The sequence below is a fragment of the Variovorax frigidus genome (assembly GCF_051216515.1).
GTDB lineage: Bacteria > Pseudomonadota > Gammaproteobacteria > Burkholderiales > Burkholderiaceae_C > Variovorax.
Map to the genome: position 1 here is coordinate 343142 of NZ_JBPJZF010000005.1, position 24864 is coordinate 368005.

Here is a 24864-nt window from a genome sequence, read left to right on the forward strand (position 1 = left end):
AGGGCGGAAGGGAGAGGGAGTCGAACCCTCCCGGCGACGCGTGGCGCCACCCACCGGGTTTGAAGCCCGGCCGCCCCACCAGGGACGATTCCCTCCCATGTGCATTCATCATGGGGTCACTTGCTGCCCTGCGGGCCACCGAACAGCACGGTGTCGGGCCGCAGCAAGTGCACATCCTTCACGCGTCGCGTGTAGCCGACGCGGTCGAAAAACTCCAGCAGCTGGATCGCGCGCTTGCGGCCCAGGCCGGTCGCGTCGCGGAAGCTCGCGGCCTGCAGCCCTTCGGCACCGGCCATGCAGTCACGTGCCAGCGCGGCCAGGCGCTCGACGGTCGCTGCCGGATAGTACAAGTCCTTGACCACCTGGAAGGCCTGGCCGCGCCGCGCCAGGCTCGCGAGCGTCTGGCGCACGCCGGGCTCGGGCGCGTTGTTGTTCTTGGCCAGGTCGCGCACCCAGGGAGGATCGAAGCCGCCCTCGGCCATCTGCGGCAGCAGCGTCTGCGCGAGCCGTTCCTCGGTGGCGCTGAGCACGGCCGCGTGCGCGGGCAGGTGCAGCCAGTGGCCGCTGCGCGCGAGCGCGCCGCTGGCCAGCAGCGTTTCGACCGCGTGCTGCCACAGCGCATCGCCCACGCGCGGACCGGCCAGTCGCTTGAGGCGGCGCGGGTCGGGGCCGACCTCCTCGGGCGCGGTGCGATGGAATTCTTCGAGGCGATCGACGATCTGCCGCTGCAGCGCATCGAGGTGTTCGACGGCGATCAGCACGTGGGGACGCTGCACGGCATTGCTCGGCGTCGGGGGCGCCTCCTGCAGCGCGAGCGCGCGCTTCAGGCGGTCGGCGTCCAGTCCCATCGGAGCGCTCGCAAGCAGCGCGCCAATGCGTTCTTCGCGATCGTCCAGCGTCCACGCGGCCACCGCCTGCAGCCGCTCGGGCGTGCGCCGGTAGCGCGTCGGTGCAAAGGGATCGAGCACGCGCACGCCGGCCACGGTGCGCGTGGCCGAGGCATCGCGCAGCACGCCGCGGTCGCCGTGCCATGCGGCCGTGGGCTCGCGCAGCACCAGTTGGGCCAGGGCGGTCTCGCCGGGCGCGAGCGCGTCGCGGTCGAGCAGCGCGACCGAGGCCATCACGTCGCTCGCGCCCAGGTGTGCGTGCACGATCGTGCCCGAGCGCAGCGCATGCGCCTCGCCGGGCCACAGCGTGAGCTGCACGTCGAGGCGTTCGGTCGCGAGCGCGATGCCCGGCGCACACACCCACTGGCCGCGGTGGACCTCGTCCTTGGCCACGCCGGCCAGGGCGAGCGCGCAACGCTGGCCGGCATGCGCGGCCTCGGCCTGTTCGTTCTGCGCGTGGATGCCGCGCACGCGCACCGGCCGGTCACCGGGCGCGATCCGCAGTTCGGCGCCGATGCGCACGCGGCCCGCCATCACCGAGCCCGTGACCACGGTGCCCACGCCGGCCAGCGTGAAGGCGCGGTCGACCGCCAGGCGGAAGGCCAGTGCCTCGTCGTGCGCGTGCACCGTGCGCGCCTCGGCGACCAGATGCGCGCGCAGCGCGTCGAGCCCTTCGCCGGTGACGGCCGACAGCGCGAACACCGGCGCGTCCGCGAGCGCCGTGGGTGCGAGCAGGGCGGCGATCTCGGCGCGCACCTGCGCGATGCGCGCATCGCGTTCGGCAGCATCGATGCGATCGATCTTGGTGATCGCGACCGTGCCGCGCCGCAGGCCCAGCAGCGCGACCACGGCCAGGTGCTCGCGCGTCTGCGGCATCACGCCGTCGTCGGCCGCCACCACCAGCAGCGCATGGTCGACGCCGGTGGCGCCGGCCAGCATGGTGTGCAGCAGGCGCTCGTGTCCGGGCACGTCGACGAAGCCCAGGGACATTCCCTCGGGTGTGCGCAGGTAGGCGTAGCCCAGCTCGATCGAGATGCCGCGCCGCTTCTCCTCGGGCAGCCGGTCGGTGTCGACGCCGGTGAGCGCGCGCACCAACGTGGTCTTGCCGTGGTCGATGTGGCCGGCGGTGCCGATGATCATGGGGGGTGCTCCGGCCTCACATGAAGTTGCGCGTGTGAAGGTCGGCCAGGCGATCGGCCTCGGCGCGCTCGAAACCCAGACGACCCAGTCGGGCACGGCGGCCTGCCGACATGTCGCGCTTGAGCTGCTGCACGGCCTCGTGGCCGCGCTTCACGGCCGGCAGCGTGAGCTCGCCCGCGGCCAGCAGCACCAGTGCGTCGAACACTTCCTCGTTGAGGCCGGCCGTGTTGGCGAGCGCGTCGTAGCGTTGCTCGATCGCGCTGCGCAGTCGGATCTGGTAGTCGGGCTCCTCGGCCAGTCGGTACTCGAGGTGTGCCATGCCGAAGGCCACGTGCCGTGCCTCGTCGCGCGCGGCCAGTCGTGCGATCTGGCGCGTCACCGGGTCGGGCGCGTGGGCGTGCAGGAAGTTCAGCAGGTTGATGAAGCTGCCTTCGCCCAACACCGACAACAGGAAAGTCGCGATGGAAAAGTCCGGCGCCTCGAACAGCGTCTGCAGGCTGGCCTGGCCGCCTGCGGTCGACAGCGCGGGGCTCGCGCCGCGCAGCTTCACGCGCCGGGTGAAGACTTCGATGTGGCGTGCTTCGTCCGCGCACTGCAAGGCCAGCAGTTGCAGCACCTCGCGGTAGTGCGGATGCACCTGACCCAGGTGGCGTGCCGGCACCAGCAGCGCGGCGTTCTCGTTCTCGATCAGGTAGGTCATGACCTGGACCACGGCCGCTTCGATGGGCGGCGGAAGGTCGAAGGGGGCGTCCCAGTCGACGGCCGTGGCCGGGTCCCATTGCGCCGCGGCGGCCTGTGCGTAGAGCTCGCCCGCGGTGGCCGCCCAGAGTTCGTTGCGACGGTGCAGCGCGAAGGCGAAGGGCGGGCTGCCGGCCTCGACCGTGGCGCCGCGCGCCGCCAGGCCCCAGCCGGCGAGCGCATCTTCGGCCGGGCCCTGGCCCGCATCGCCCGTGCGCTGCGCACCGTGCCAGCGGCCTTCGGCCTGCATCGCGCGCGTGAGGTGGGCCTGGGTGGCGCCGGTCTCGTTCTGGGTGAACCGCACGCTGTGGCCTTGCTGCCGGCACCAGGCTTCGAGATGGAGATCCCATGCGGGCGCGGTGCCCTGCACGCGCAACGCTCCCCCGGCGGGCAGCGCGGCCAGCGCGCGCCGGATCAGCAGCAGGGCACCTTGTTCGAGGCCCAGCGACTCAATATCGATAGTCGGCGTTGAGGATGCGGCCATCGCGGCTGTAGAAGTTCTCGTTGTCCACCGCGCGTTCGAGCTGCGCATAGCCGCTGGTGCGGCCGGTGCGCCATTCGCGCAGTCCTTCGAGCTCGAGCAGCGGGCGCACCTGCGGATCGTCCCAGCGCATCGACAGCAGCAACCTCACGAAGCGCTCGATCAGCCCTTCGGGCGCGCCAGGGCTGGTGGTGAAGTTGCAGTGGTCGAAGGGGGCGGTGTGCGCGATCACGCGCGTGCTGCCCGCGGGCAGCGTACCGTCGAGGCCGAAGGCCAGGTGGTTGCCCGAGATCAGGCAGCAGGCATCGATCTCGTTGGCCATCAGTGCGCGGGCCGCATCGCGTTCGCCGCCGATGTGGTCGCCGTGTTTGCCGCCGAGCACGTCGAAGCAGCGCAGCGTGAAGTCTTCGCGCTGCACCAGGCCTTCTTCGGTGCGCAGATGGTCCAGCGGAATCAGCGTGGCCTGCGGCGAATCGAGCGCGCCCGCGCCGATGGTCTTGTCGCGCAGGTCGGCGGCACTCCGGATGTCGCTGTCGGCGCGCACGACGATCACCGAGCGCAGGTCGAGGTCGGTGTCTCGCATGGCCACCGAATGCACCTGCAGGCCCTTGCTGCGCGCGATGCGGTCTGCGCGCACCCAGGCCAGCGGCGAGTTCCAGGCGACGTGGATGGAACCATCGAACTGCGCTTCCACCTGGCGCTCGTAGTTCGAATACAGCACGTAGTCGAAGGGCAGGCCGTGCGCCACGAAGAAGGCCTTGAAGCCTTCCCAGATGGTGACGACCTTGGGCGCGTAGGCGACGGCGCCCATGATCAGTGTCGGTTGGGGCATCGGGTTGCTTTCAGAAAAGAGGCAGGCCGGTGATGGCCTTGCCGATGAAGTCGTAGAGCACATCGGAGGTCGGCGCCATCACGCTCGATGCGCGTGCGTCGCGGAACAGGCGCTCGATGCCGGCCTCCTTGCGGAAAGCCGCGCCGCCGCACACGCGCATGGCGATGTCGGTCACTTCGAGCGCGGTCTCCGCGGCCGCCGCCTTGACCTCCAGCACGCGCAGCATCGTGTCCGGGCGGCCCGCGCCGATGGCGGCGACGGTGTCGTCGAGCAGGGCCTGGGCCATGTCGGTCTTGATGCGCGCACGCGCCAGATAGGCGCGGATGGTCGGCAGGTCGGCCAGCGAACTGTCGAGGTGCACGTGGCGCGTCTGGCCCACGTGGCCGATGGCGCGCGACAACGCGCCCTCCATCAGGCCGACCGAGCAGGCCGCGCTCAGCGTGGTGAACCACGGCAGCACCACGCCCATCATGGTGTCGAAGCCCTTGCCGTCGTCGCCCAGGCGGTCGCCGGCCGCAAGGCGAACGCCCTTGGCGGTGATCGGCGTAGAGGCATTGCCGCGCAGGCCCAGGCCGTCGAAGTTGCCGGGCTGGCTCAGGCCATCGGACTTGGCATCGACGAGCCACAGCGTGCTGGCGCCCTCGGCGGCGAGCGGCTTGCTCGACCACACGTAGCTGTCGGCCTCGAAGGCCGAAGTGACCCAGCTCTTGCGGGCATCGAGCACCACGCCATCGGCTTCGTTGCGGGCGGTGCCCGTGGGCGCCCAGAAGTGGCTGCGCGAATCGGCCTCGGAGAAGGCGAGGGTGCTCAGATGCTTGCCTTGCGCGATGGCCTCGCGCACCGGCGCGCCGCCGAACTGTTCGATCACCGCGGTGGCGCAGTAGTGCATGCAGACCACCATCGCGGTCGAAGGGCAGGTCTGCGCGATGCGCGAGACGATCTGCGCGGCCTCGGCCAGGCCCAGCCCCATGCCGCCGACGGATGTCGACGATACGAGCCCGAGCAGGCCGACGTCGCCGAGCGCGCGCACCACCTCGCGCGGAAAGCGGGCCTCGGTGTCGGTGCGCTGGGCCAGCGGTGCCAGGGTGTCGGTGAGGACGGGGGCGAGCAGATCGAGATGGTGCATCGGTGTCTCCGGTGGGGTGAAAACTACTGCAGCTGTTCGCGCAGCGCGGGCAACTGGTTGACGAAGGGGGTGCTGTCTTCGAGGCAGCGCAGGTCGAGCAGCAGCCTGTCTTCCGCGATGCGCCCGATGACCGGCAGCGGCAGGCGGCGCAAGGCGGTGGCCAGTGCCTCGAGCGCGGTGCCCGTGCCCTTCTTCGCCGTACCTGCGGGCGCGATGGCCAGGCCGGCCGAGGGCAGGCGTTCGACCGGCAGCGAGCCCGAGCCGATCTGGCCGAGCAGCGCGACCACCTCGACCGTGAAGCGCGGGGCCACGGCGGCGGCCACCGCCGGCTGCAGCGCGCGCGCCAGTTCACGGATCGCATCGGCTGGCCGCGTGAGCAGGCGCAGCGTGGGCAGGTCCTGCGCGAGTCGCTCGGGCCGCAGGTAGAGCATCAGCGTGGCTTCGAGCGCGGCCAGCGGCAGCTTGCTCATGCGCAGCGCGCGCTTCATCGGGTACTTGCGGATGCGGCCGACGGCGGCCTTGCTGCCCACGATCAGCCCGGCCTGCGGGCCGCCCAGCAGCTTGTCGCCGGAGAAGGTCACGACGTCGCAGCCGGCCGCGAGCATTTCCTGCGGCAGCGGTTCGCGCGGCAGGCCGTAGTGCGCGAGGTCGACCAGCGAGCCGCTGCCCAGGTCGGTGGCCAGCGGCACGCCGCGTGCACGCGCGATGCCGGCCAGCGTCTTCTCGTCCACCGCGGCGGTGAAGCCCTGCACCGCGTAGTTGCTGGTGTGCACCTTCATCACCAGCCCGGTGCGCTCGTTGATCGCGCGTTCGTAGTCGGCCGGGTGCGTGCGGTTGGTGGTGCCGACCTCGACCATGTGGGCGCCCGCGCTGGCCATCACGTCGGGCATGCGGAAGGCGCCGCCGATCTCGACCAGCTCGCCGCGCGAGACGATGACTTCGCGGTCGCGTGCCAGCGCGGCGATGGTCAGCAGCACCGCGGCCGCGTTGTTGTTGACCACGGTCGCGGCCTCGGCGCCGGTGATCGTGCAGAGCAGATCCTCGACCAGCGAATCGCGGTCGCCGCGACCGCCCGAGAGCAGGTCGTATTCGAGGTTGTTGGGCGAGGCCATCACCGTCAGCAGCCGCTGCAGCGCCGCATCGGCCAGTACCGCGCGGCCCAGATTGGTATGGATCACCGTGCCCGTGAGGTTGAGCACCCCGCGCATGCGCGGGGCCAGGCGTTGTTCGACGCGCGCCGCGAGCGCATCGGAAAGCGCGGTAGCCGCGACGTCGGCCAAGGGCAGTCGGCCGTCGAGCGCGCGCTGGCGCAATCCGTCGAGCAGGGCGCGCGCCTCGGTCACGACCAGCGTGCGGCCATGCGTGGCGAGCAGGGCGGAAGCCGCGTCGCCGCGCAGCAGTTGATCGACAGAAGGCAGATCGTTGGGCCTTGCCGTCGAGCCGTGGACCACGGACTCTTCGGGCGCGGCCATCAACAGCGCATCCGATGAGCAAGCCAGAAACACCGCGGAACCGGCTTTGCCGGGCCGCCGGTGTTGCCCCCTGAAGGGGGTAGGAGAAGCGACACGAAGTGCGCGAAGCCTGGGGGTGAGCTCATGACTCGCCGAAGAGGAGCATCAGGTTATGGCCGCTGCGCTCGTAGCCCGCGTCGGCCACCAGCAGGTCGAGCGTGATGCTGGCCAGGTCGTCGGCCACGGGTTCGACTTCCGGGTCCTTCTCCATCGCGACCTGCTTGAGGTAGTGGTGGCAGGCATCACAGCATTCGGCCTTGGCGGCACCGGGGCGCGCGCCGGTGGCCGGCAGCGCCACGCCCGGTTCGGGCGTGAGCTGCTGGAACTGGATGCCCTTGGTGCTCTCGCAATGCGTGCACTTGATGCGCACGTAGTGCCATTGCGTGCTGCACAGCGAGCAATGCAGGTAGCGAAAGCCACCGTCCTCGGCGCCGATGCGCGTGATGCTGGCCGTGGGCAGGCTGCCGCAACAGGGGCATTCGGTGCCGGGTTCGGTGTGGCCGAACACGCGCTCGCCGTAGGTATCGGCGGTCTGCAATGCCAGGTGCGCCCAGTAGGTCTGCAGGCCCGCGGCGATCAGCGGTGCGGTCGCGAGGTCCAGGCCCAGCGTGATGCGGCGCGACAGCCGGTCGGCCTGGGCATCGATCCAGTCGGCGGGGCTGGCGAGCAGGCGCTCGACCGTGTCCCGCACCGGGCCCGCTGCCAAGGGTGCCACGAACAGCGCGAGCACGCGGCGCAGCGTGGCCTGCCACAGCGGGTCGCGCGGCCAGCCGAAGGCGGGCATCGGCGGCTTGAGTGCCTTGGCTGCGGCGTCGCAGGCAGAGGCATCGGGCACGGCGACCGGCGGATGGTCCTGCAGCGCCTGGTGCTGCGCCGCGGCCAGGTCGGCCACGAACAGCAGGTACTCGCGCATCGGATGCGATGCCGCGAGCTGGCGCAACCGGAGTTGCCGATCGGAGAAGACGGCAGCCCGGACCGGCAGCCGCACGAACGGCATCTGCCGCCCGGCCTGCATGGCGATTTCCTCGGGGCTGAGAACGCGCGTGGTGCGCACGGGCGTCGAACTGCTGTCGGGGCTGGTCATTCGGTGCACTCTACAGCGCCTTCAGGGTTTTTCGTGGAACACCGCGGAACCGGCTTCGCCGGGCCGCTGGTGTTGCCCCCGGTAGGGGGGAGGAGAAGCGGACACGAAGTGCCGCGGAGCCTGGGGGCGAGCCACTATCTGCGCGTCATCTTGCGGTGCCACAGCGGGTGATTCAACTTGGCCCAGCCCTCCGTGACCGTGCCGCGCGTCATCGCGCGCAGCGTGCCCTTGACCCAGATCGCCGCATAGATGTGCATGATGACCGAGAGGATCAGCACCACCGCCGAGACCGAATGCACCAGCACCGCGATGCGGCGCAACGTGATCGGGAAGAAGTGGACGAACCAGGGGCTCCAGAACATGAAGCCGGTCACGAACAGCAGCAGCAGGCTCAGGCCGAAGGCCCAGAACACCAGCTTCTGGCCGGCGTTGTACTTGCCCACGGGCGGCATCGAGGCCTTGTCGCCCGCGAGCATCTTGGGCGCGTTGGCGATCCATTCGCGGTCGCTGCGGTCCAGCAGGTTCTCGCGCCACATCGTGAAGAACAGGAACACGAAGCCCAGCACCATCGCCAAGCCCAGGAAGGGGTGCAGGATGCGCGTCCACGGCCCGCCGCCGAACAGCGCGCTGAAGAAGAACAGCGAGGGATGGAAGAAGGCCAGGCCCGAGAGCGCGGCGGCGAAGAACATCAGCGCGACGAACCAGTGGTTCATGCGCGTGGCGTCGCCGTAGCGGCGGAGGTATCGCTGGGTCATCGCATGCTCCTTGGGTTCAGGCTCGCGGGCGCTCGTCAGGTGCCGCACCCGTCGGTGCTGCGTCGACTGGGGCCACCACCACGCCGTCCTCCGGTGGTGCCTCGATGACCACGACCTCGCCGTCGTCGTTGTCCGCGCCCCGGTCTTCCTTGGCCTCGACCGGGCCGACCTTCATGTAGTGGAAGAAGCTGCCGACCACCGCACCCACCATCGCGAACACCGCGAGCGGCTTGGCCACGCCCTTCCACAGCGAGACCAGCGGGCTGATCGTCGGATTCGTCGGCAGGTTGCTGTAGAGCCCGGGCCGGTCGGCATGCTGCAGCACGTACATCACGTGGGTGCCACCCACGCCGGCCGGGTCGTAGACGCCCGCGTTGGCGAAGCCGCGGTCCTTCAGGTCGACGATGCGTTCCGAGGCGTACTCGTGCATCGCGTCCTTGGTGCCGAAGTGGATCGCGCCCGTCGGGCAGGCCTTGACGCAGGCCGGCTCCAGACCGACGCCGACGCGGTCGGAGCACAGCGAGCACTTGTAGGCCTTGTTGTCGGTCTTGCTGATGCGCGGCACATCGAAGGGGCAGCCGGTCACGCAGTTGCCGCAGCCCACGCAATGCTCGCTGATGAAGTCGACGATGCCGTTGCTGTACTTGACGATGGCGCCGGGCGCGGGGCAGGCCTTGAGGCAGCCTGGATCCTCGCAGTGCATGCAGCCGTCCTTGCGGATCAGCCACTCGAGCTTGCCCGGCTCGGGCTCGACTTCGGCGAAACGCATCACGGTCCAGGAATCGGGCGTGAGGTCGTTCGGGTTGTTGTAGCTGCCGCCCACATCGCCGATCTCGTCGCGCAGGTCGTTCCACTGCATGCAGGCGACCTGGCAGGCCTTGCAGCCGATGCAGGTCGAGACGTCGATCAGCTTGGCGACTTCCTTGATCTGCGGCCGGGTGCGCACGTGCGGCGGCTGCGTGGTGGTGGCCGAGCGGGCAGCGATGTCGAGGGTCTGGAGGGAGGACATCAGAGGCTCCGAATCTTGTCTTGTTCCCTCTCCCACCGGGAGAGGGTCAGGGTGAGGGCCGCAGCCGTATCGCCGTCATGTGCCTTGCCATTGCTGCGAGCCCTCACCCCCGCCCTCTCCCGGACGGAGAGGGGGCAATTCAGGGAAGCGGGCCGTGAGAAAACCGGGAAAAGGCTGTGTGTCATCTCATGCCTTCTCGATGTTCACCGTGAACGACTTGTACTCGGGCGTCTGCGTGTTCGCATCGCCCACGAAGGGCGTGAGCGTGTTCACCAGGTAGCCCGGCTTCGCGAGGCCGATGAAGCCCCAGTGGTTGGGCAGGCCCACCGTGTGGACCGTGCGGCCGTCCACCTGCAGCGCGTTGATGCGCTTGCTCACCAGCGCCACCGCCTTGATGAAGCCGCGCTTGCTGCTCACCTTGACCCAGCCACCGTTCTCGATGCCCTTTTCCTTCGCCAGCTCTTCGCCGATCTCGACGAACTGCTGCGGCTGGAGGATGGCCGAGGTGCGCACGTTCTTGGTCCAGTAATGGAAGTGCTCGGTGAGCCGGTAGCTGGTCGCGACGTACGGGAAGTCCTTGGGCACGCCCAGCCGCTCGAGGTCGCCCTGGAAGATGCGCGCCGCGGGGTTGGCGCGCGCCACCTCGCTCTTCGGGTGCATCAGGTTGTTGACCAGCGGCGACTCGAAGGGCTCGTAGTGCTCGGGCAGCGGGCCCTCGGCCATGCCGGTCGGCGCGAACAGCCGGGCCACGCCCTCGGCGGTCATGATGAAGGGCCGCACGGCGTCGGCTTCCATCGGGTTCGCATCGGGCCGGATGTCGGGGATGTCCGAGCCGCTCCAGGCCTTGCCGTCCCAGCGCACCAGCGTGCGCTTGGCGATCCAGGGCTGGCCGGTGCTCGGGTCGACCGAGGCGCCGTTGTAGAGGATCCGCCGGTTGGCCGGCCAGGCCCAGCTCCAGTTGAGCGCCTGGCCGATGCCGTAGGGGTCGGCGTTGTCGCGCCGCGCCATCTGGTTGCCGGCCTGGGTCCAGGCGCCGGCGTAGATCCAGCAGCCCGAGGCGGTGCTGCCGTCGTCCCGCAGCAGGCCGAAGCCCGAGAGCTGCTCGCCGGCTTTCGCCAGCACCTTGGTCGGGTCCTTGGGGTCGAGCAGGTCTGTCAGCGCGCGACCGTTGTATTCCATCGCCAGCTCCTGGGCGGAGGGCGCGTGCGCGATCTTGTAGGGCCAGGTCAGGTTGACGATCGGGTCCGGAAAGGCACCGCCGTCCTTCGCATAGGCCGCGCGGATGCGGCTGAACAGCCCGGCGACGATCTCGATGTCGGGCATGGCTTCGCCCGGCGGTTCAGCGCCCTTCCAGTGCCACTGCAGCCAGCGGTTGGAGTTGGTCAGCGAGCCTTCTTCCTCCGCGAAGCAGGTCGAGGGCAGGCGGAACACCGTGGTCTGGATGTCGGCGGTCTTCACGTCGTTGAAGGCGCCGTGGTTCTGCCAGAACTCGCTGGTCTCGGTGACCAGCGGATCGATGGTCACCAGGAACTTGAGCTTGGACAGCCCGTCGACGATCTTCTTCTTGTCCGGGAACGATCCGACCGGGTTGAAGCCCTGGCAGATGTAGCCGTTCATCGCGCCCTTGTTCATGAGCTCGAAGGCCTGCAGCACGTCGTAGAGCTTGTCGATCTTGGGCAGGTAGTGGAAGGCCCAGTCGTTCTCGGCCTTGGCCGCGTTGCCCCACCACGACTTCTGCATGCTGACGAAGAACTTGGGATAGTTCTGCCAGTAGCTCATCTGGTTGGGCCGCAGCGGCTTGAGCGCGCGGGTCTTGTAGTAGGTCTCGAGCGTCTGCTCGCCGTCGCGCGCCAGCGACATGTAGCCCGGCAGCGAGTTCGACAGCAGCCCCAGGTCGGTCAGGCCCTGGATGTTGCTGTGGCCGCGCAGCGCGTTCATGCCGCCGCCCGGCACGCCGATGTTGCCCAGCAGCAGCTGCATGATGGCCGCGGTGCGGATCATCTGCGAGCCGGTGCTGTGCTGCGTCCAGCCCAGCGCGTACATCACGGTCATCGTGCGGTTCGGCACGCTGGTGCTCGCGATGTACTCGCACACCTTGAGAAACTTGTCCTGCGGCGTGCCGGTGATGCGGCTCACCAGCTCGGGCGTGTAGCGCGCGTAGTGGCGCTTCATGACCTGCAGCACGCATTGCGGGTCCTGCATGGTCATGTCGACCTTGGCCATGCCGGCCTCGTCGAGCGCATAGCCCCAGGATTTGGCGTCGTAGTTGCGCTTCTCGGCGTTGTAGCCGCTGAACAGGCCGTCCTCGAAGGTGTAGTCAGGCCCGACGATGAATGGCGCGTTGGTGTAGTGCCGGACGTACTCGGTCTGGATCTTGTCGTGGGTCAACAGGTAGTTCAGCACACCCGCAAGGAAGGCGATGTCCGACCCGGCGCGCACCGGCGCGTAGTAGTCGGCCATGGCCGCCGAGCGCGTGAAGCGCGGGTCGACCACGACCAGGCGCGCCTTGTTCTGCTTCTTGGCCTCGATCACCCACTTGAAGCCGCAAGGATGCGCTTCCGCTGCGTTGCCCCCCATGATCAGCACGACATCCGCGTTCTGGATGTCCTGCCAGTGGTTGGTCATTGCGCCTCTGCCGAACGTCGGGGCCAGACTGGCCACCGTCGGTCCGTGTCAAACGCGTGCCTGGTTGTCGAAGACCAGCATCCCGAGCGAACGGAATGCCTTGTGGGTGATGTAGCCGGTTTCGTTGGAGGAGGCCGATGCGCACAGCATGCCGGTGCTGGTCCAGCGGTTGACGACGGCGCCGTCGGCGTTGGTCGGCTGGAAGTTGGCGTCGCGGTCGGCCTTCATGAGCTTGGCGATGCGGTCGAAGGCCGAGTCCCAGCTGATGCGCTTCCATTCGTTGCTGCCGGCCTCGCGCACCTCGGGGTACTTGAGGCGGTTCGGGCTGTGCACGAAGTCGAGCAGCCCGGCCCCCTTGGGACACAGCGTGCCGCGGTTCACCGGGTGGTCAGGATCGCCCTCGATGTGCAGCACGTCGGCCACCACGTTCTTGGCCTTGTCGCCCAGGCTGTACATGATGATCCCGCAGCCCACCGAGCAGTAGGGGCAGGTGTTGCGCGTTTCGGTGGTGCGGGCCAGCTTGAAGTTGCGGGCCTCGGCCAGTGCGGCGGTGGGCGAGAAGCCCAGCACCACCATGCTGGAGCCGACCAGCCCGGCCCCGCTGACGCGGAAGAATTGGCGGCGGCTCATGTCCATGACAGAACCTCCTGAAGCAGTGCGCTGTGTTTCATCGTGGTCTTTTTGTTGGAAGTCAGGAATCACAAAAACGGATGCGTCAGGCTCTGGCAGCCTGCTGCTTCTTCTTCATTGGGGGGCCGGACGGCCATCGCCACCGGTCGGGGCTGCAGCCCCGGCACCGCCGGAGGCCGATCCGCCCTGGTTGTCCGCCACGCCGCCGATCGCAGTGCCGCCTTCGGACGGGCCTTTTTCGGGGGCGGCGCCAGCGACCTTGTCGCCCGAGGGCGCGGCCTTGATGCCGGCGGGGTAGCTGCTGGAGGGCGGACCGCCCGACGCAGCGGTCGGGCCTTCGCCGGCGATGCTGGCCGCGGGGCGGGGCGGCGACGACGGCTTGCGGTCGCAGGCACTCAGCGCGACGACGGCGCTCAGAGCCAAGGCGATGGCCATCGGGCCACGGGGACATCGAGGGATCACGGCGTGCTCCTTTGCGTCTCAGTTTAGCGACACATCATCGTCCCCGCTTGTCTATACCCTACTAGGGTGGACCCGTATCCAGGTCGGCTATCGTCGGCCCCATGAACTCTTCTCTTCGCCTGGGTTGGCGCACCCTCTGGCGCGACCTGCGCGCCGGCGAGCTGCGCCTGTTGATCGTCGCGGTGGTGCTGGCCGTGGCCGCGCTCACCGCCGTCGGTTTCTTCGCCGACCGCCTCAAGGGCGGCTTGCAGCGCGATGCGCGGCAACTGCTGGGCGGCGATGCGGTGCTGACCAGCGACAACCCCACGCCGGCTGCGTTCGTCGCGCGCGCGCAGGCGCTGGGCCTCGAATCGACGACCACCTACGGCTTCCCCACGATGGCACGCGCCAGCGATGCACAGGGCGGCGCGAGCAAGCTGGTGTCGCTCAAGGCCGTGGCCGCCGGCTATCCCTTGCGCGGCAATGTGCAGGTGGCCACGTCGAGCGATGGCAAGGGCGCGGTCACACGCGAGGTGCCGGCGCCGGGCGAGGTGTGGGTCGATCCGCCGCTGCTCGACGCCCTGGGGCTGAAGATCGGCGACACGCTGCTGCTGGGCGACGCCGGCCTGCGCGTGAGCCGCGTGATCACCCTCGAGCCCGACCGCGGCGGGGGATTCGCGAGCTTCTCCCCGCGCGTGATGCTCAACCAGGCCGACGTGGCCCGCACCGCGCTCGTGCAGCCGGCCAGCCGCGTCAGCTACCGCTTCGCGGTGGCGGGCAACGATCGCGCGGTCAAGGCCTTCAGCGACGAGACCGACGCCAGCCTCAAGAAGGGCGAGCTGCGCGGCGCCCGGCTCGAGTCGCTGGAAAGCGGCCGGCCCGAGATGCGCCAGACGCTGGACCGCGCCGAGAAATTCCTCAACCTGGTGGCGCTGCTCGCCGCGCTGCTGAGTGCCGTGGCCGTGGCGCTGGCCGCGCGCGGCTTCGCGGCCAGCCACCTGGACGACTGCGCGATGCTGCGCGTGCTGGGCCAGAGCCAGCGCACCATCGCAGGCGCTTATGCCTTCGAGTTCGCGATCGTCGGGCTGGTGGCGAGCGGGCTGGGCGTGGCGATCGGCTTCGGCGTGCACTATGCGTTCGTGCTGCTGCTGGCCGGATTGGTCGAGACCGCGCTGCCCGCGCCCACGCTGTGGCCCGTCGCCTTCGGCCTGGGCATGGGCCTGGTGCTGCTGTTCACCTTCGGTCTGCCACCGGTGCTGCAACTGGCCAGGGTGCCGCCGCTGCGCGTGATCCGGCGCGACGTGGGCGGGCTCAAGCCGGCCTCGATCGCGGTGCTGGGCATCGGCGCGGCCGGGTTCGTCGCGATGCTGCTGGCCGCCAGCAGCGACCTCAAGCTCGGGCTGATCGCCGTCGGCGGTTTCGCGGGCGCGGTGGCGGTGTTCGCCGCGCTGAGCTGGGTGGCGGTCAAGGTGCTGCGTCGCAGCGTCAACGAGACGACCGCGCCGCGCTGGCTGGTGCTGGCCACGCGGCAGATCTCGGCCCGGCCGGCCTATGCGGTGGTGCAGGTCAGCGCGCTCGCGGTGGGCCTGCTGGCGCTGGTGCTGCTGGTGCTGCTGCGCACCGACCTGGTGGCGAGCTGGCGCAAGGCCACGCCGCCCGATGCGCCCAACCGCTTCGTGATCAACGTGATGCCCGACCAGAGCGAGGCGTTTCAGAAATCGCTGCGCGACGGCGGCGTCGCGAAGTTCGACTGGTACCCGATGATCCGCGGCCGGCTGGTCGCGATCAACGACAAGCCGGTGACGCCCGACGACTACACCGAGGACCGTGCCAAGCGCCTGGTCGACCGCGAGTTCAACCTCAGCAACAGCGCGGAGGCGCCGCCGCACAACGGCATCACCGCGGGCGCGTGGACGCCGGGTGCGAAGGACGAAGTCAGCGTGGAGGAGGGGCTGGCCGAGACGCTGGGCCTCCAGCTCGGCGACCGGCTGCGCTTCGACATCGGCGGCATGCAGAACGATGCGCGCATCACCTCGCTGCGCAAGGTCGACTGGGGTTCGCTGCACGCCAACTTCTTCGTGATGTACACGGTGGCCTCGCTGCCCGACGTGCCCGTGACCTACATGGGCGCCTTCCGCGCGCCCGAGACGCCGGGCTTCGACAACGCGCTGGTGCGCACCTACCCCAACGTCACGAACGTCGACATGAGCGCCACCATCGGCCAGGTGCAGCGCGTGCTCGACCAGGTGATCCGCGCGGTCGAGTTCCTGTTCGGCTTCACGCTGGCCGCCGGGCTGGTGGTGCTGTTCGCGGCCGTCACGGCCACGCGCGAGGAGCGGGCGCGCGAGTTCGCCGTGATGCGCGCCGTGGGCGCACGCGCCAGCCTGTTGCGCCAGGTGCAGCGCGCCGAGCTGGTGGGCGTCGGCCTGCTGGCCGGTTTCCTGGCCAGCATCGCGGCCTCGGCCATCGGCTGGGGTCTGGCACGCTATGTGTTCGATTTCAGCTGGACGGCGTCGCCGCTGGTGCCGCTGGCGGGTGCAGCGGCAGGTGCCGTACTGGCGCTGGCCGCCGGCTGGTGGGGTCTGCGCGAGGTGCTGAATCGCCCGGTCGTCGACACACTGCGCCGTGCCGCTGAATAGGCTCTCCCCCGAGGGCTTCGCGCACTGCGTGTCGCTTCGCCTTCCCCCTTCCGGGGGCGACACCGGCGGCCCGGCAAAGCCGGTTCCGCGGTGTCCCTGGCTTTTCGCCGCGGATGTGCTTGCCTCGTGGGCTTTGTCCGAGGCCTCCTGGGCTGCGGCGCCTCGACGGCGACAATCCCAGCCATGCAAATCCAGGACAAACCCAAGTTCGACACGCCCTTCGAATGGATCGGCGGCGAGTCGGCCGTCGACGCGTTGGTCACGCGTTTCTATGACCTGATGGACCTCGAGCCGGCGTACGCGCGGCTGCGCGCCGTGCACGGCCCTTCGCTCGACAACGCGCGTCAGCGGCTGTTCTGGTTCCTGTGCGGCTGGCTCGGCGGGCCGCAGCACTACACCGACCGCTTCGGCCATCCGATGCTGAGGGCGCGCCACATGCCGCAGAGCATCGGCGGCCATTCGATCGGCATCGCCGAGCGGGACCAATGGCTGGCCTGCATGGACCAGGCCATGGGCGAGACGGGCGTCGACGAGGCGCTGCGGATCCGGCTGCGCGATTCCTTTTTCAAGACTGCGGACTGGATGCGCCACTGAACGGCTATTTCGCCGGGCGCGAACAGTCTGTTACCTGATCGTCGGCTCCTACTGCGGCATTGTTCCCGTTTCGTGAACACCGCGTATCATTTCATTAGGGGTTTCTACTTAGATGGTGGGTTAAGATTCATCCAACAGAGCAGCAAGCGTCACGAAAGACGAACTGCTCTGGGTGAGCTTGGCACCGAGCGCGGCGGCCGCCCCGACAGGGACGACGCCTCCCCGATACCGGTTCGAATCATCCCTACCCAATAAGGAAACTGAAATGAAGACCTCGAAGATCCTGGCTGTTGCCGCCCTGTCCCTGCTGACCATCGCTGGCGCCCAAGCCGAAACGTACCAAGGCGTGCAGACCGTGAACTCGGTGCGCACCCGCGCCGACGTCGCAGCCGAAGCACAAGCCACGGCCCGCGCCGGCAACATCTACAGCGACGCAGCCTTTGCTGGCGTGGCACCGGCCCTGACGAACAGCATCGACCGCGCCACGGTCAGCAGCCAAGCTGTGCAGACCGCCCGCCTGGGCAACATCTACGGTGACAACGCATCGGCTGGCGTCCTGTCGGTGGCTGGCAGCCGCGTCGACCGCGCCACGGTGCAGGCCGAAGCCCGCGCCGCCGCACGCACCCACAGCGCTTCGATGTAAGCAGCCACCAGTGGGGCCCCGGCCCCTCTGCGAAGCCCGCCGCCTTCCAGGCCGCGGGCTTTTTTCATGGCGCGCGCTTCGCTCAGCGCTTGCTCGGCGAGAGCAGCACCACCAACGCGCCGGCACCGCCTTCGGCCGGCTTGGCCTGCACGAAGGCCAGCACCTCGTTCTTCTGGATCAGCCAGCGCTGCGTCTTGGTCTTGAGCACCGGCTGCTTGCCGGGCGAGCCCAGGCCCTTGCCGTGCACCACGCGCACGCAGCGCATGCCCTGCTTGAAGGCCGTGCGGATGAAGGCGCCCAGCGCCTCGCGTGCCTCGTCGCTGCGCAGGCCGTGCAGGTCGACCTCGCGCTGGATGGTCCATTCGCCTGCGCGCAGCTTGCGCGTGACGTCGGTGCCGATGCCTGGACGGCGAAAGCTCATGGCGTCGTCGACGTCCAGCAGCGTGCTCACGTCGAACTCGTCGGAGAGCGACTCGCGCAGCACGCGCTGCTCGTCGAGTTGGTGCTGCACGGGGATCGGGGCCGGCGGCTCGGGCGCGAGCGGCACCGCGGCCACGCGCTTGAGCGGCTGGGTCGCGCCGATGGCCCGGCTGAACAGGTCCTGCTCGGCCAGCCGCTTCTTCTCTGCCGCGGCACGTTCCGCGGCAGCCGCCGCTTCGCGTTCGCGGGTCTCGGCCAGGGTGCGTTGCACCTGCTGGAGGTCGGCGAGGCTCTTGAGGGGGCTGCGGGAACGGGACATGGCGAGACGGCTTTCAGGCGGGGACCGGGCGTCCCATTGTCCCCGGATCGTGGCTGAGACGTGGCGATGCCCCGGCGTCAGACCAGCCCGCGCTGCGCCATCGACAGGCTCTGGCCGCGCGCCACCACCACGTGGTCGAGCACGCGCACGTCGACCAGCGCGAGCGTGGTCTTGAGCATCTGCGTCAGGGCCTCGTCGGCGCGCGAAGGTTCCACGCCGCCGCTCGGGTGGTTGTGGGCCAGCACCACGGCCGCGGCCTGGTGGTGCAGCGCGCGCAGCACGACCTCGCGCGGGTAGACGCTGGTCTGCGTGAGCGTGCCGCGGAACAGCTCCTCCATCGCGATCAGCCGGTGCTGGGCGTCGAGGAACAGCACGGCGAACACTTCGTGCGGGCTGGAGCCGATGTGCAGCTGCAAATAGTGCGCGACCGCCTCCGGCGAATCGAACACCGTGCGTTCCTTGAGCCGCTCGGCCATCGCGCGGCGGGCGATCTCCAGCACGGCGCTGAGTTCGGCACGCTTGGCCGGGCCGCCCAGGCCCTTGACGGCCTTGAGCGCCGCGATGTCGGTCTGCAGCAGGCCGGCGATGCCGCCGAAGGTGTCGAGCAGTTCCTGCGCGAGCTGCAGCACGTTCTTGCCGGCCAGGCCGGTGCGCAGCAGCAGAGCCAGCAGTTCGGCGTCGCCCAGCGCCGATGCGCCGCGTGCGAGCAGCTTCTCGCGCGGTCTGGCTTGCGCAGGCAGATCCTTGAAAGACATGGCGCAGACGGGGCTTGGGCCCCACTCCCTAAAATGGCGGGTCCAGTGTAGCGGCGGCCCCGGGGCCATCGCTGCGCTTTCCTGACTCACACCGATCGCGCCACCTTGACCTCGCCCACCACTGCCACCGTCGTCACCGCCGGCTCCTTCCTCACGCTGCACTATCGGCTGGCCGGACCCGCGGGCGACATCATCAACACCTTCGCCGACAAGCCCGCGACGCTGTCGCTCGGCACCGGCGAGCTGTCGCCGGCCGTCGAGCTGCGCCTGATCGGCCTGGAGGAGGGCGCGCACACCACCTTCGACCTGCCGGCCGGCGAAGCCTTCGGCGAGCGCAATGCCGAGATGCAGCAATGGGTCGCGCGCACGCTGCTGGTCAAGATCGGCGACCCCGACGAGCGCTATGCGGTCGGCGACGTGGTGCAGTTCCCCACGCCCGATGGCAGCGGCAGCTACGCCGGCGCCGTGATCGCCTCGAGCGACACCGCGGTGCAGTTCGACTTCAACCATCCGCTCGCCGGCCAGCCGGTGACCTTCGAAGTGCAGCTGATCGGCGTGCTGTGAGCGAGCCTTCCGTCAACGAGATCATCCTGGCCGAGCCACGCGGCTTCTGCGCGGGTGTCGACCGCGCGATCGAGATTGTCGAGCGCGCCCTCGCCAAGTTCGGCGCGCCGATCTACGTGCGCCACGAGATCGTGCACAACACCTACGTGGTCAACGAGCTCAAGGCCAAGGGCGCGATCTTCATCGAGGACCTGGCCGACGTGCCGCCGGGCTCGACGCTGATCTTCAGCGCGCACGGCGTGAGCAAGGCGGTCGAGGCCGAAGCCCAGGCGCGCGGTTTCGACGTGTTCGACGCCACCTGCCCGCTGGTCACCAAGGTGCACGTCGAGGTCGCCAAGCTCGCGAAAGAAGGCTACGAATTCATCATGATCGGCCACAAGGGACACCCCGAGGTCGAGGGCACGATGGGCCAGCTGACCCACGGCATCCACCTGGTCGAGGACGTGGCCGACGTGGCGAAGGTGCAGCCCGGCCAGACCGACAAGCTGGCCGTGGTGACGCAGACCACGCTGTCGGTCGACGACGCGGCCGAGATCGCGGCCGCGGTGCGCGCGCGCTTCCCCAAGGTGCGCGAACCCAAGCAGCAGGACATCTGCTACGCCACCCAGAACCGCCAGGACGCGGTGAAGATCATGAGCCCGCAGGTCGACATCGTGATCGTGGTCGGCAGCCCCACCAGCTCCAACAGCAACCGCCTGCGTGAACTCGCACAACGCCTGGGCACCGAGAGCTACATGGTCGACTCGGCCGACGAACTCCGACCCGAGTGGTTCGAAGGCAAGACGCGGGTCGGCCTGACGGCCGGCGCCTCGGCGCCCGAGGTGCTGGTGCGCGAGGTGATCGACCGCGTGAAGGCGCTGGGGGCCGTGTCGGTGCGCAAGATGGACGGCATCGAAGAGACCATCAAGTTCCCGCTGCCCAAGGGCCTCAAGCTCGACGCCGGGCCGGCGCCGGGACACATCTCGTGAACAACAATATTTCCTCCATGAACGACATCGACTGGCACGCGCAGATCGAAGCCGCGGCCGAACGGCTCGCGGCGCACCGCGGCGCCTACCTGCGCGAAACCCCGCTCTGGAAGCTCTCGCCCGCGGCCCTCGGCTTGCCCGCGGCCCTCGACGCCGGTGGCACCGAGGTCTGGCTCAAGCTCGAGCACCTGCAGATCGCGGGCAGCTTCAAGGCGCGCGGCATGATGAACCGCCTGCTGGCCCAGCCGATCCCGGCGGCCGGCGTGGTGGTGGCCTCGGGCGGCAATGCCGGCATCGCGACCGCGGCGGCCGCACGCGCACTCGGCGTGCGTTGTGAAGTCTTCCTGCCGGGCGTGTCGCCCGAAGCCAAGCGCGCGCGGCTGCGTTCGCTCGGTGCCGAGGTCACGGTGGTCGGCGATGCGTACGCCGATGCGCTGGCCGCCTGCCTGGCGCGCCAGCGCGAGAGCGGCGCGCTGCTGACCCATGCCTACGACCAGCTCGAAGTGGTGGCCGGTGCCGGCACGCTGGGCCGCGAGATCGAACAGCAGGGCGGCCTGCCCGATGCCGTGCTGGTGAGCGTGGGCGGCGGCGGGCTGATCGGCGGCCTGGCCGGCTGGTTCGGCCAGCGCAGCCGCGTGGTCGCGCTCGAGCCCGAACGTGCGCCCACGCTGTTCCGCGCCCGCGAGGCGGGCCATCCGGTCGACGTCGAGGTCGGCGGCGTGGCGGCCGACTCGCTGGGCGCCAAGCGCATCGGCGACTTCGCCTGGGACATCACGCAGCGCGAGGTGCGCGATGCGCTGCTGCTGTCCGACGAGGCCATTCGCGCGGCGCAGCTGTGGCTCTGGAAAGAGATGAAGCTGGCCGTCGAGCCCGCAGCCGCGTTGCCGCTGGCCGCCCTGCAGACCGGTGCCTATGTGCCGCGTGCCGGCGAGAAGGTCTGCCTGATCGTCTGCGGCGCCAACCTCGACCCGACCAGCCTCGCCTGATCCGTCCGACGGGCCTGCCGCGCGAAGACCGCGGCAGCGCCACCTAAAATCGGGGCATGCTCGACATCACCCTGCTCCGCAAAGACCTGGCTTCGGCCGTCGCCCGTCTCGAAACGCGCAAGAAGAACCAGACCTTCCTCGACGTCCACGCCTTCAGTGCGCTGGAGTCCGAACGCAAGACACTGCAGGTTCGCACCGAGGAACTGCAGGCGCGCCGCAACGCGCTCAACAAGCAGATCGGACCGCTCAAGGCCAAGGGCGAATCGGTGGATGCGCTGATGACCGAAGTCAACGCGCTCAAGGCCGAGCAGGAATCGCAATCGGCCCGGCTCGATGCCATTCAGCCTGAACTGCAGGCACTGCTGCTCGCCGTGCCCAACCTGCCGCACGAGAGCGTGCCCGTGGGCGAGGACGAAGCCGGCAACGTCGAAGTGCGCCGCTGGAGCCCGCAGGGCGGCGCCGGCGGTGGCGCGACGCCATTGGCCTTCACGCCGCGCGACCACGTCGACCTCGGCGCACCGCTGGGTCTCGATTTCGAGATGGGCACCAAGCTCGCGGGTTCGCGCTTCAGCGTGCTGAAGGGCCCGATCGCCCGGCTGCACCGCGCGCTGGCGCAGTTCATGATCGACCTGCAGACCGAGCAGCACGGCTACACCGAGTGCTACGTGCCCTACATCGTCAACGCCGACTCGATGCGCGGTACGGGCCAACTGCCCAAGTTCGAGGGCGACCTGTTCGCCGCGAAGAAGGGCGGCCAGGACGGCGAGCCGGTGCCCGACCACCAGGCGCTCTATCTGATCCCGACCAGCGAAGTGCCGCTGACCAATTTCGTGCGCGACGAGGTGGTGCCCGAGGCCCGGCTGCCCATCAAGCTCACCGCGCACTCGCCGTGTTTCCGTTCCGAGGCAGGCAGCGCCGGCCGCGACACCCGCGGCATGATCCGCCAGCACCAGTTCGACAAGGTCGAGATGGTGCAGATCACGCACCCGTCGCAAAGCTACGAGGCACTCGAGGCGATGACGACCCACGCCGAGGCCGTGCTGAAGGCGCTCGAGCTGCCTTACCGCGTGGTGCTGCTGTGCACCGGCGACATGGGCTTCGGCTCCAGCAAGACCTACGACCTCGAAGTCTGGCTGCCCGCGCAGGACACCTACCGCGAGATCAGCTCGGTGTCGAACTGCGAAGCCTTCCAGGCCCGCCGGCTGCAGGCGCGCTTCAAGAACGCGCAGGGCAAGAACGAACTGGTGCACACCCTCAACGGCTCCGGCCTGGCGGTGGGTCGTGCGCTGGTCGCGGTGCTGGAGAACCATCAGAACGAAGACGGCTCGATCAACGTGCCGGTGGCGCTGCGGCCTTATCTGCGCGGCATCGACACGCTGCGCGCCTGATTCTTCTGCGGCCGCCTTCAAAGCGGCCAAAAAATACTGCTAGAATCGCAGACTCGACAGACACCGGAGAGGTGGCAGAGTGGTCGAATGTACCTGACTCGAAATCAGGCGTACGGTAACGTACCGAGGGTTCGAATCCCTCCCTCTCCTCCAAGATAGCCCCAACAAGGGGCTATTTTTTTGCCTGTACTCCACCCAATCACATGCAAAATCAACGGGTTAGCCGCTCTCGCGTCCACCCGAAGACCTGCAAAACCCACCCGACACAACCCATACGCACGGGCCATCGGTAGGCATTTTTGTAGGCACGCAGTGCGGCATCCTTCCCGATGCCTACATTCAAGCTCTCTGATAACAAGGTCCGCGCCGCTAAGCCGACCGACAAGCCGCAGAAAATCTTCGACGGCCAGGGTCTTCACCTCTTCGTTTCCCCCAAGGGCGCGAAAACGTGGCGGCTGGCCTATCGGCTCGACGGCAAGCCGCAGACCGCATCGCTGGGCGCATACCCGGATGTCTCCCTGGCCCTGGCCCGCGAGAAGGCGGCCGAGATCCGCAAGGGCATGGCACAAGGCGTCAGCCCAAAGAAGCCAAAGCGCAACGCAGTGACCTTCAAGGAGGCGGCGGAGATCTACTGGAACGGGCGCAAAGACGTCGCCGACGGCTACAGGGCCAATGCCCTGCGCGCGCTCGAAATGCACCTCTACAAGCCCATCGGCGATCTGCCCATCGGCTCGATCGACCGGCCGACGTTGCTGGCCGCGCTGATGATCACCGACAACGCTGGCCACCATGTGTACGTGCGCAAGGTCCGGATGTGGGCCTCGCAGGTCTGGGACTGGGCTGTAGAGCACGAGCACGCGGCGATCAACATCCCCGCCACCATTCAGCCGAAGAAGGCTTTCGGGAAGTCCAAGACCAAACCCCATGCCTCGCTCGAGCTGACGGAGGTTGCGGACTTCCTGCTGCGCCTGAGCCTGGAGAAGGAGATTCAGTCGGTGCTCGCGTGCAAGCTGATGGCGCTGACCTGGGTTCGCACGCAGGAGCTGCGCCTGATGCTGTGGAGCCAGATCGACGGGAACGTCTGGCGCCTGCCTGAGGAGGTGATGAAGCGGGACAAAGATCACATCGTGCCGCTCGCCCGGCAGGCCGTCGAAATCATCGAGAGGCTGCGGGCCCGGAGCCGCGGCAGCATCTACGTCTTCCCGAACGACCGGCGCGCCGATCGACCCATGAGCGAAAACGCTGTGCTCTACCTGATGCACCGCATGGGCTACAAGGGCGAGATGACGGGGCACGGGTGGCGTTCTGTGGCGTCCACGTGGGCGAACGAACACGGGTACAACCGCGATGCCATCGAGCGCCAGCTCGCGCACACGCCCGATGACAAGGTGCGCTCTGCCTACAACCGCGCGGAGTACCTGAAGGAACGCCGCGCCATGATGCAGGCATTCGCCGATTGGCTAGACAAGCCTGATACCAGCAGCCTGCAGGGTTGAAAGGCGCCAGCCGACCGTGCGCCGGCTGATTGCCACATCGGGCGGAGGCACCTTGCCGGCCTTCATCCAACGGCGCATTGCTTCGCTGCCGACGCCGAGCATCTTGCATAGGTCCGAGCGATAGATCACACGGTCAGATTTTTGGGCTTCGTTCGTGTGCGGGCTCATGCCGTACTACCTCCAGGTGGTGTTTCGGAAATACCACCCGTGGGTGGTAGGCGGTGGAACGAGACGGCCCATACCCACGGGTTGGTCGCCCAGCTGCCTGAGCCGTTGATCTGCTCCCAGAGCAACTCGTACCGCCGCCGGTCGCTGATCGTGTGGGTGGTGTCGAAAGGCTCGCCGTAGCTGTGGCGCACGCCTTCAGCTAGCGCGTCGGCTTCGCTGATGTCCTGCAGACGCTCGACGCGCACGTCGTTGATCTCGATCAGGATGCGGCTGGCCCATCGGGGCATGTGGATACCAGGCGTCCAGCGCATCTTGCTGTGCTGCCACTCGGCGGAGTAGTGGCAGAAGTTCGGATGCTGGAATCGCTCGGGCACTGCCGCGATCTCGCCGCGCGCCCCCTTGAATTCCGCATGCGACCACGCCTCACGCACCCACAGCCGATCGCCGGGCTTGCCATAGGGGCAATAGAAGCCGGGGATGTGCACGCCGTGCTCGTTCACAATTTCGCAGTAGCCCGGCCGAGCCATTTGCACGGTGCCGGGCGGGACAACCTGATCGCGCATCGCCCTGCGCGTCTGCGTCTTCGTGCCCGCGAGCACCGGGCGTACCATGGGCGCGCTGAAGAGGATGGGCCTCTCGCGCACCGCGGGTGCGGCGGGGAAATG

General features: G+C 68.8%; 22 protein-coding genes and 2 tRNA genes. 9 read left to right on the forward strand and 15 right to left on the reverse strand.

Going from position 1 to position 24864, the window contains the following annotated elements; genetic code table 11:
• Window positions 1-4: 4 nt before the first annotated feature.
• The 11 genes from ACSFBC_RS16895 to ACSFBC_RS16945 all read right to left on the reverse strand — a co-directional run bounded on the left by ACSFBC_RS16895 (window position 5) and on the right by ACSFBC_RS16945 (window position 13253).
• Window positions 5-97, reverse strand: a tRNA-Sec gene (locus ACSFBC_RS16895).
• Window positions 98-116: 19 nt separating this feature from the next.
• Complete coding sequence (gene selB / locus ACSFBC_RS16900) at window positions 117-2027, reverse strand: selenocysteine-specific translation elongation factor (protein ID WP_435511494.1); 1911 nt, start codon at window positions 2025-2027, stop codon at window positions 117-119.
• A gap of 16 nt (window positions 2028-2043) precedes the next feature.
• Window positions 2044-3249: a ferritin-like domain-containing protein gene (locus tag ACSFBC_RS16905; protein WP_435511495.1), complete on the reverse strand. Its 1206-nt coding sequence runs from the start codon at window positions 3247-3249 to the stop codon at window positions 2044-2046.
• Window positions 3215-4078, reverse strand: a complete 864-nt coding sequence (locus ACSFBC_RS16910; protein ID WP_435511496.1) for a phosphate/phosphite/phosphonate ABC transporter substrate-binding protein — start codon at window positions 4076-4078, stop codon at window positions 3215-3217. Before ACSFBC_RS16910 ends, ACSFBC_RS16905 begins: the two co-directional genes overlap by 35 nt.
• Before the next feature lie 10 nt (window positions 4079-4088).
• On the reverse strand, window positions 4089-5204 hold the full coding sequence (locus ACSFBC_RS16915; protein ID WP_435511497.1) for an acyl-CoA dehydrogenase family protein: 1116 nt from the start codon (window positions 5202-5204) through the stop codon (window positions 4089-4091).
• Window positions 5205-5227: 23 nt separating this feature from the next.
• Complete coding sequence (gene selA / locus ACSFBC_RS16920) at window positions 5228-6676, reverse strand: L-seryl-tRNA(Sec) selenium transferase (protein ID WP_435511498.1); 1449 nt, start codon at window positions 6674-6676, stop codon at window positions 5228-5230.
• Window positions 6677-6797: 121 nt separating this feature from the next.
• A complete protein-coding gene (fdhE, locus tag ACSFBC_RS16925) occupies window positions 6798-7799 on the reverse strand; it encodes a formate dehydrogenase accessory protein FdhE (protein ID WP_435511499.1) in 1002 nt (333 codons plus the stop codon).
• 134 nt (window positions 7800-7933) lie between these two features.
• Window positions 7934-8554 carry a formate dehydrogenase subunit gamma gene (locus ACSFBC_RS16930; protein WP_435511500.1) on the reverse strand — a complete coding sequence of 207 codons (621 nt, stop codon included), beginning with the start codon at window positions 8552-8554 and terminating at the stop codon, window positions 7934-7936.
• Between the two features lie 16 nt (window positions 8555-8570).
• The gene (gene fdxH / locus ACSFBC_RS16935) at window positions 8571-9563 is read right to left on the reverse strand and encodes a formate dehydrogenase subunit beta (protein WP_435511501.1); all 993 of its coding nucleotides are present in this window, start codon (window positions 9561-9563) and stop codon (window positions 8571-8573) included.
• Between the two features lie 186 nt (window positions 9564-9749).
• Entirely contained in the window at window positions 9750-12824 is a 3075-nt protein-coding gene (fdnG, locus tag ACSFBC_RS16940) for a formate dehydrogenase-N subunit alpha (protein ID WP_435511502.1), read from the reverse strand.
• Window positions 12825-12932: 108 nt separating this feature from the next.
• Window positions 12933-13253, reverse strand: a complete 321-nt coding sequence (locus ACSFBC_RS16945; RefSeq protein ID WP_435511503.1) for a hypothetical protein — start codon at window positions 13251-13253, stop codon at window positions 12933-12935.
• A gap of 128 nt (window positions 13254-13381) precedes the next feature.
• Between ACSFBC_RS16945 and ACSFBC_RS16950 the strand changes: the two genes are divergently transcribed.
• From ACSFBC_RS16950 to ACSFBC_RS16960, 3 genes are all read left to right on the forward strand, one after another.
• Window positions 13382-15898 carry an ABC transporter permease gene (locus ACSFBC_RS16950; RefSeq protein WP_435511504.1) on the forward strand — a complete coding sequence of 839 codons (2517 nt, stop codon included), beginning with the start codon at window positions 13382-13384 and terminating at the stop codon, window positions 15896-15898.
• A gap of 183 nt (window positions 15899-16081) precedes the next feature.
• Window positions 16082-16492, forward strand: a complete 411-nt coding sequence (locus ACSFBC_RS16955) for a group II truncated hemoglobin (RefSeq protein WP_435511505.1) — start codon at window positions 16082-16084, stop codon at window positions 16490-16492.
• A gap of 265 nt (window positions 16493-16757) precedes the next feature.
• Window positions 16758-17135, forward strand: a complete 378-nt coding sequence (locus tag ACSFBC_RS16960) for a helicase SNF2 (RefSeq protein ID WP_435511506.1) — start codon at window positions 16758-16760, stop codon at window positions 17133-17135.
• Between the two features lie 82 nt (window positions 17136-17217).
• Here the strand turns inward: ACSFBC_RS16960 and ACSFBC_RS16965 are convergent, their stop codons facing one another.
• Window positions 17218-17874, reverse strand: a complete 657-nt coding sequence (locus tag ACSFBC_RS16965; RefSeq protein ID WP_435511507.1) for a Smr/MutS family protein — start codon at window positions 17872-17874, stop codon at window positions 17218-17220.
• 77 nt (window positions 17875-17951) lie between these two features.
• The gene (gene radC / locus ACSFBC_RS16970; protein WP_435511508.1) at window positions 17952-18629 is read right to left on the reverse strand and encodes a RadC family protein; all 678 of its coding nucleotides are present in this window, start codon (window positions 18627-18629) and stop codon (window positions 17952-17954) included.
• A 105-nt stretch (window positions 18630-18734) separates the two neighbouring features.
• Here radC and ACSFBC_RS16975 point away from each other — a divergent pair, with 105 nt between their 5' ends.
• The 6 genes from ACSFBC_RS16975 to ACSFBC_RS17000 all read left to right on the forward strand — a co-directional run bounded on the left by ACSFBC_RS16975 (window position 18735) and on the right by ACSFBC_RS17000 (window position 24031).
• Window positions 18735-19193 (forward strand): FKBP-type peptidyl-prolyl cis-trans isomerase, encoded by a 459-nt coding sequence (locus ACSFBC_RS16975; RefSeq protein WP_435511509.1) that lies wholly within the window; start codon window positions 18735-18737, stop codon window positions 19191-19193.
• The gene (ispH, locus tag ACSFBC_RS16980) at window positions 19190-20161 is read left to right on the forward strand and encodes a 4-hydroxy-3-methylbut-2-enyl diphosphate reductase (RefSeq protein WP_435511510.1); all 972 of its coding nucleotides are present in this window, start codon (window positions 19190-19192) and stop codon (window positions 20159-20161) included. Before ACSFBC_RS16975 ends, ispH begins: the two co-directional genes overlap by 4 nt.
• 17 nt (window positions 20162-20178) lie before the next feature.
• Window positions 20179-21147, forward strand: a complete 969-nt coding sequence (locus tag ACSFBC_RS16985) for a threonine/serine dehydratase (RefSeq protein WP_435511511.1) — start codon at window positions 20179-20181, stop codon at window positions 21145-21147.
• 56 nt (window positions 21148-21203) lie between these two features.
• Window positions 21204-22535, forward strand: a complete 1332-nt coding sequence (gene serS / locus ACSFBC_RS16990) for a serine--tRNA ligase (RefSeq protein WP_435511512.1) — start codon at window positions 21204-21206, stop codon at window positions 22533-22535.
• A gap of 65 nt (window positions 22536-22600) precedes the next feature.
• Window positions 22601-22688, forward strand: a tRNA-Ser gene (locus ACSFBC_RS16995).
• Between the two features lie 176 nt (window positions 22689-22864).
• Complete coding sequence (locus tag ACSFBC_RS17000) at window positions 22865-24031, forward strand: tyrosine-type recombinase/integrase (RefSeq protein WP_435511513.1); 1167 nt, start codon at window positions 22865-22867, stop codon at window positions 24029-24031.
• Here ACSFBC_RS17000 and ACSFBC_RS17005 read toward each other — a convergent pair.
• Window positions 23996-24199, reverse strand: a complete 204-nt coding sequence (locus ACSFBC_RS17005; RefSeq protein ID WP_435511514.1) for a helix-turn-helix transcriptional regulator — start codon at window positions 24197-24199, stop codon at window positions 23996-23998. The genes ACSFBC_RS17000 and ACSFBC_RS17005 overlap by 36 nt on opposite strands.
• Window positions 24196-24843, reverse strand: coding sequence for a hypothetical protein (locus ACSFBC_RS17010; RefSeq protein ID WP_435511747.1), 648 nt, complete (start codon window positions 24841-24843; stop codon window positions 24196-24198). The genes ACSFBC_RS17005 and ACSFBC_RS17010 overlap by 4 nt, the downstream gene beginning before the upstream one ends.
• Between the last annotated feature and the right edge of the window lie 21 nt (window positions 24844-24864).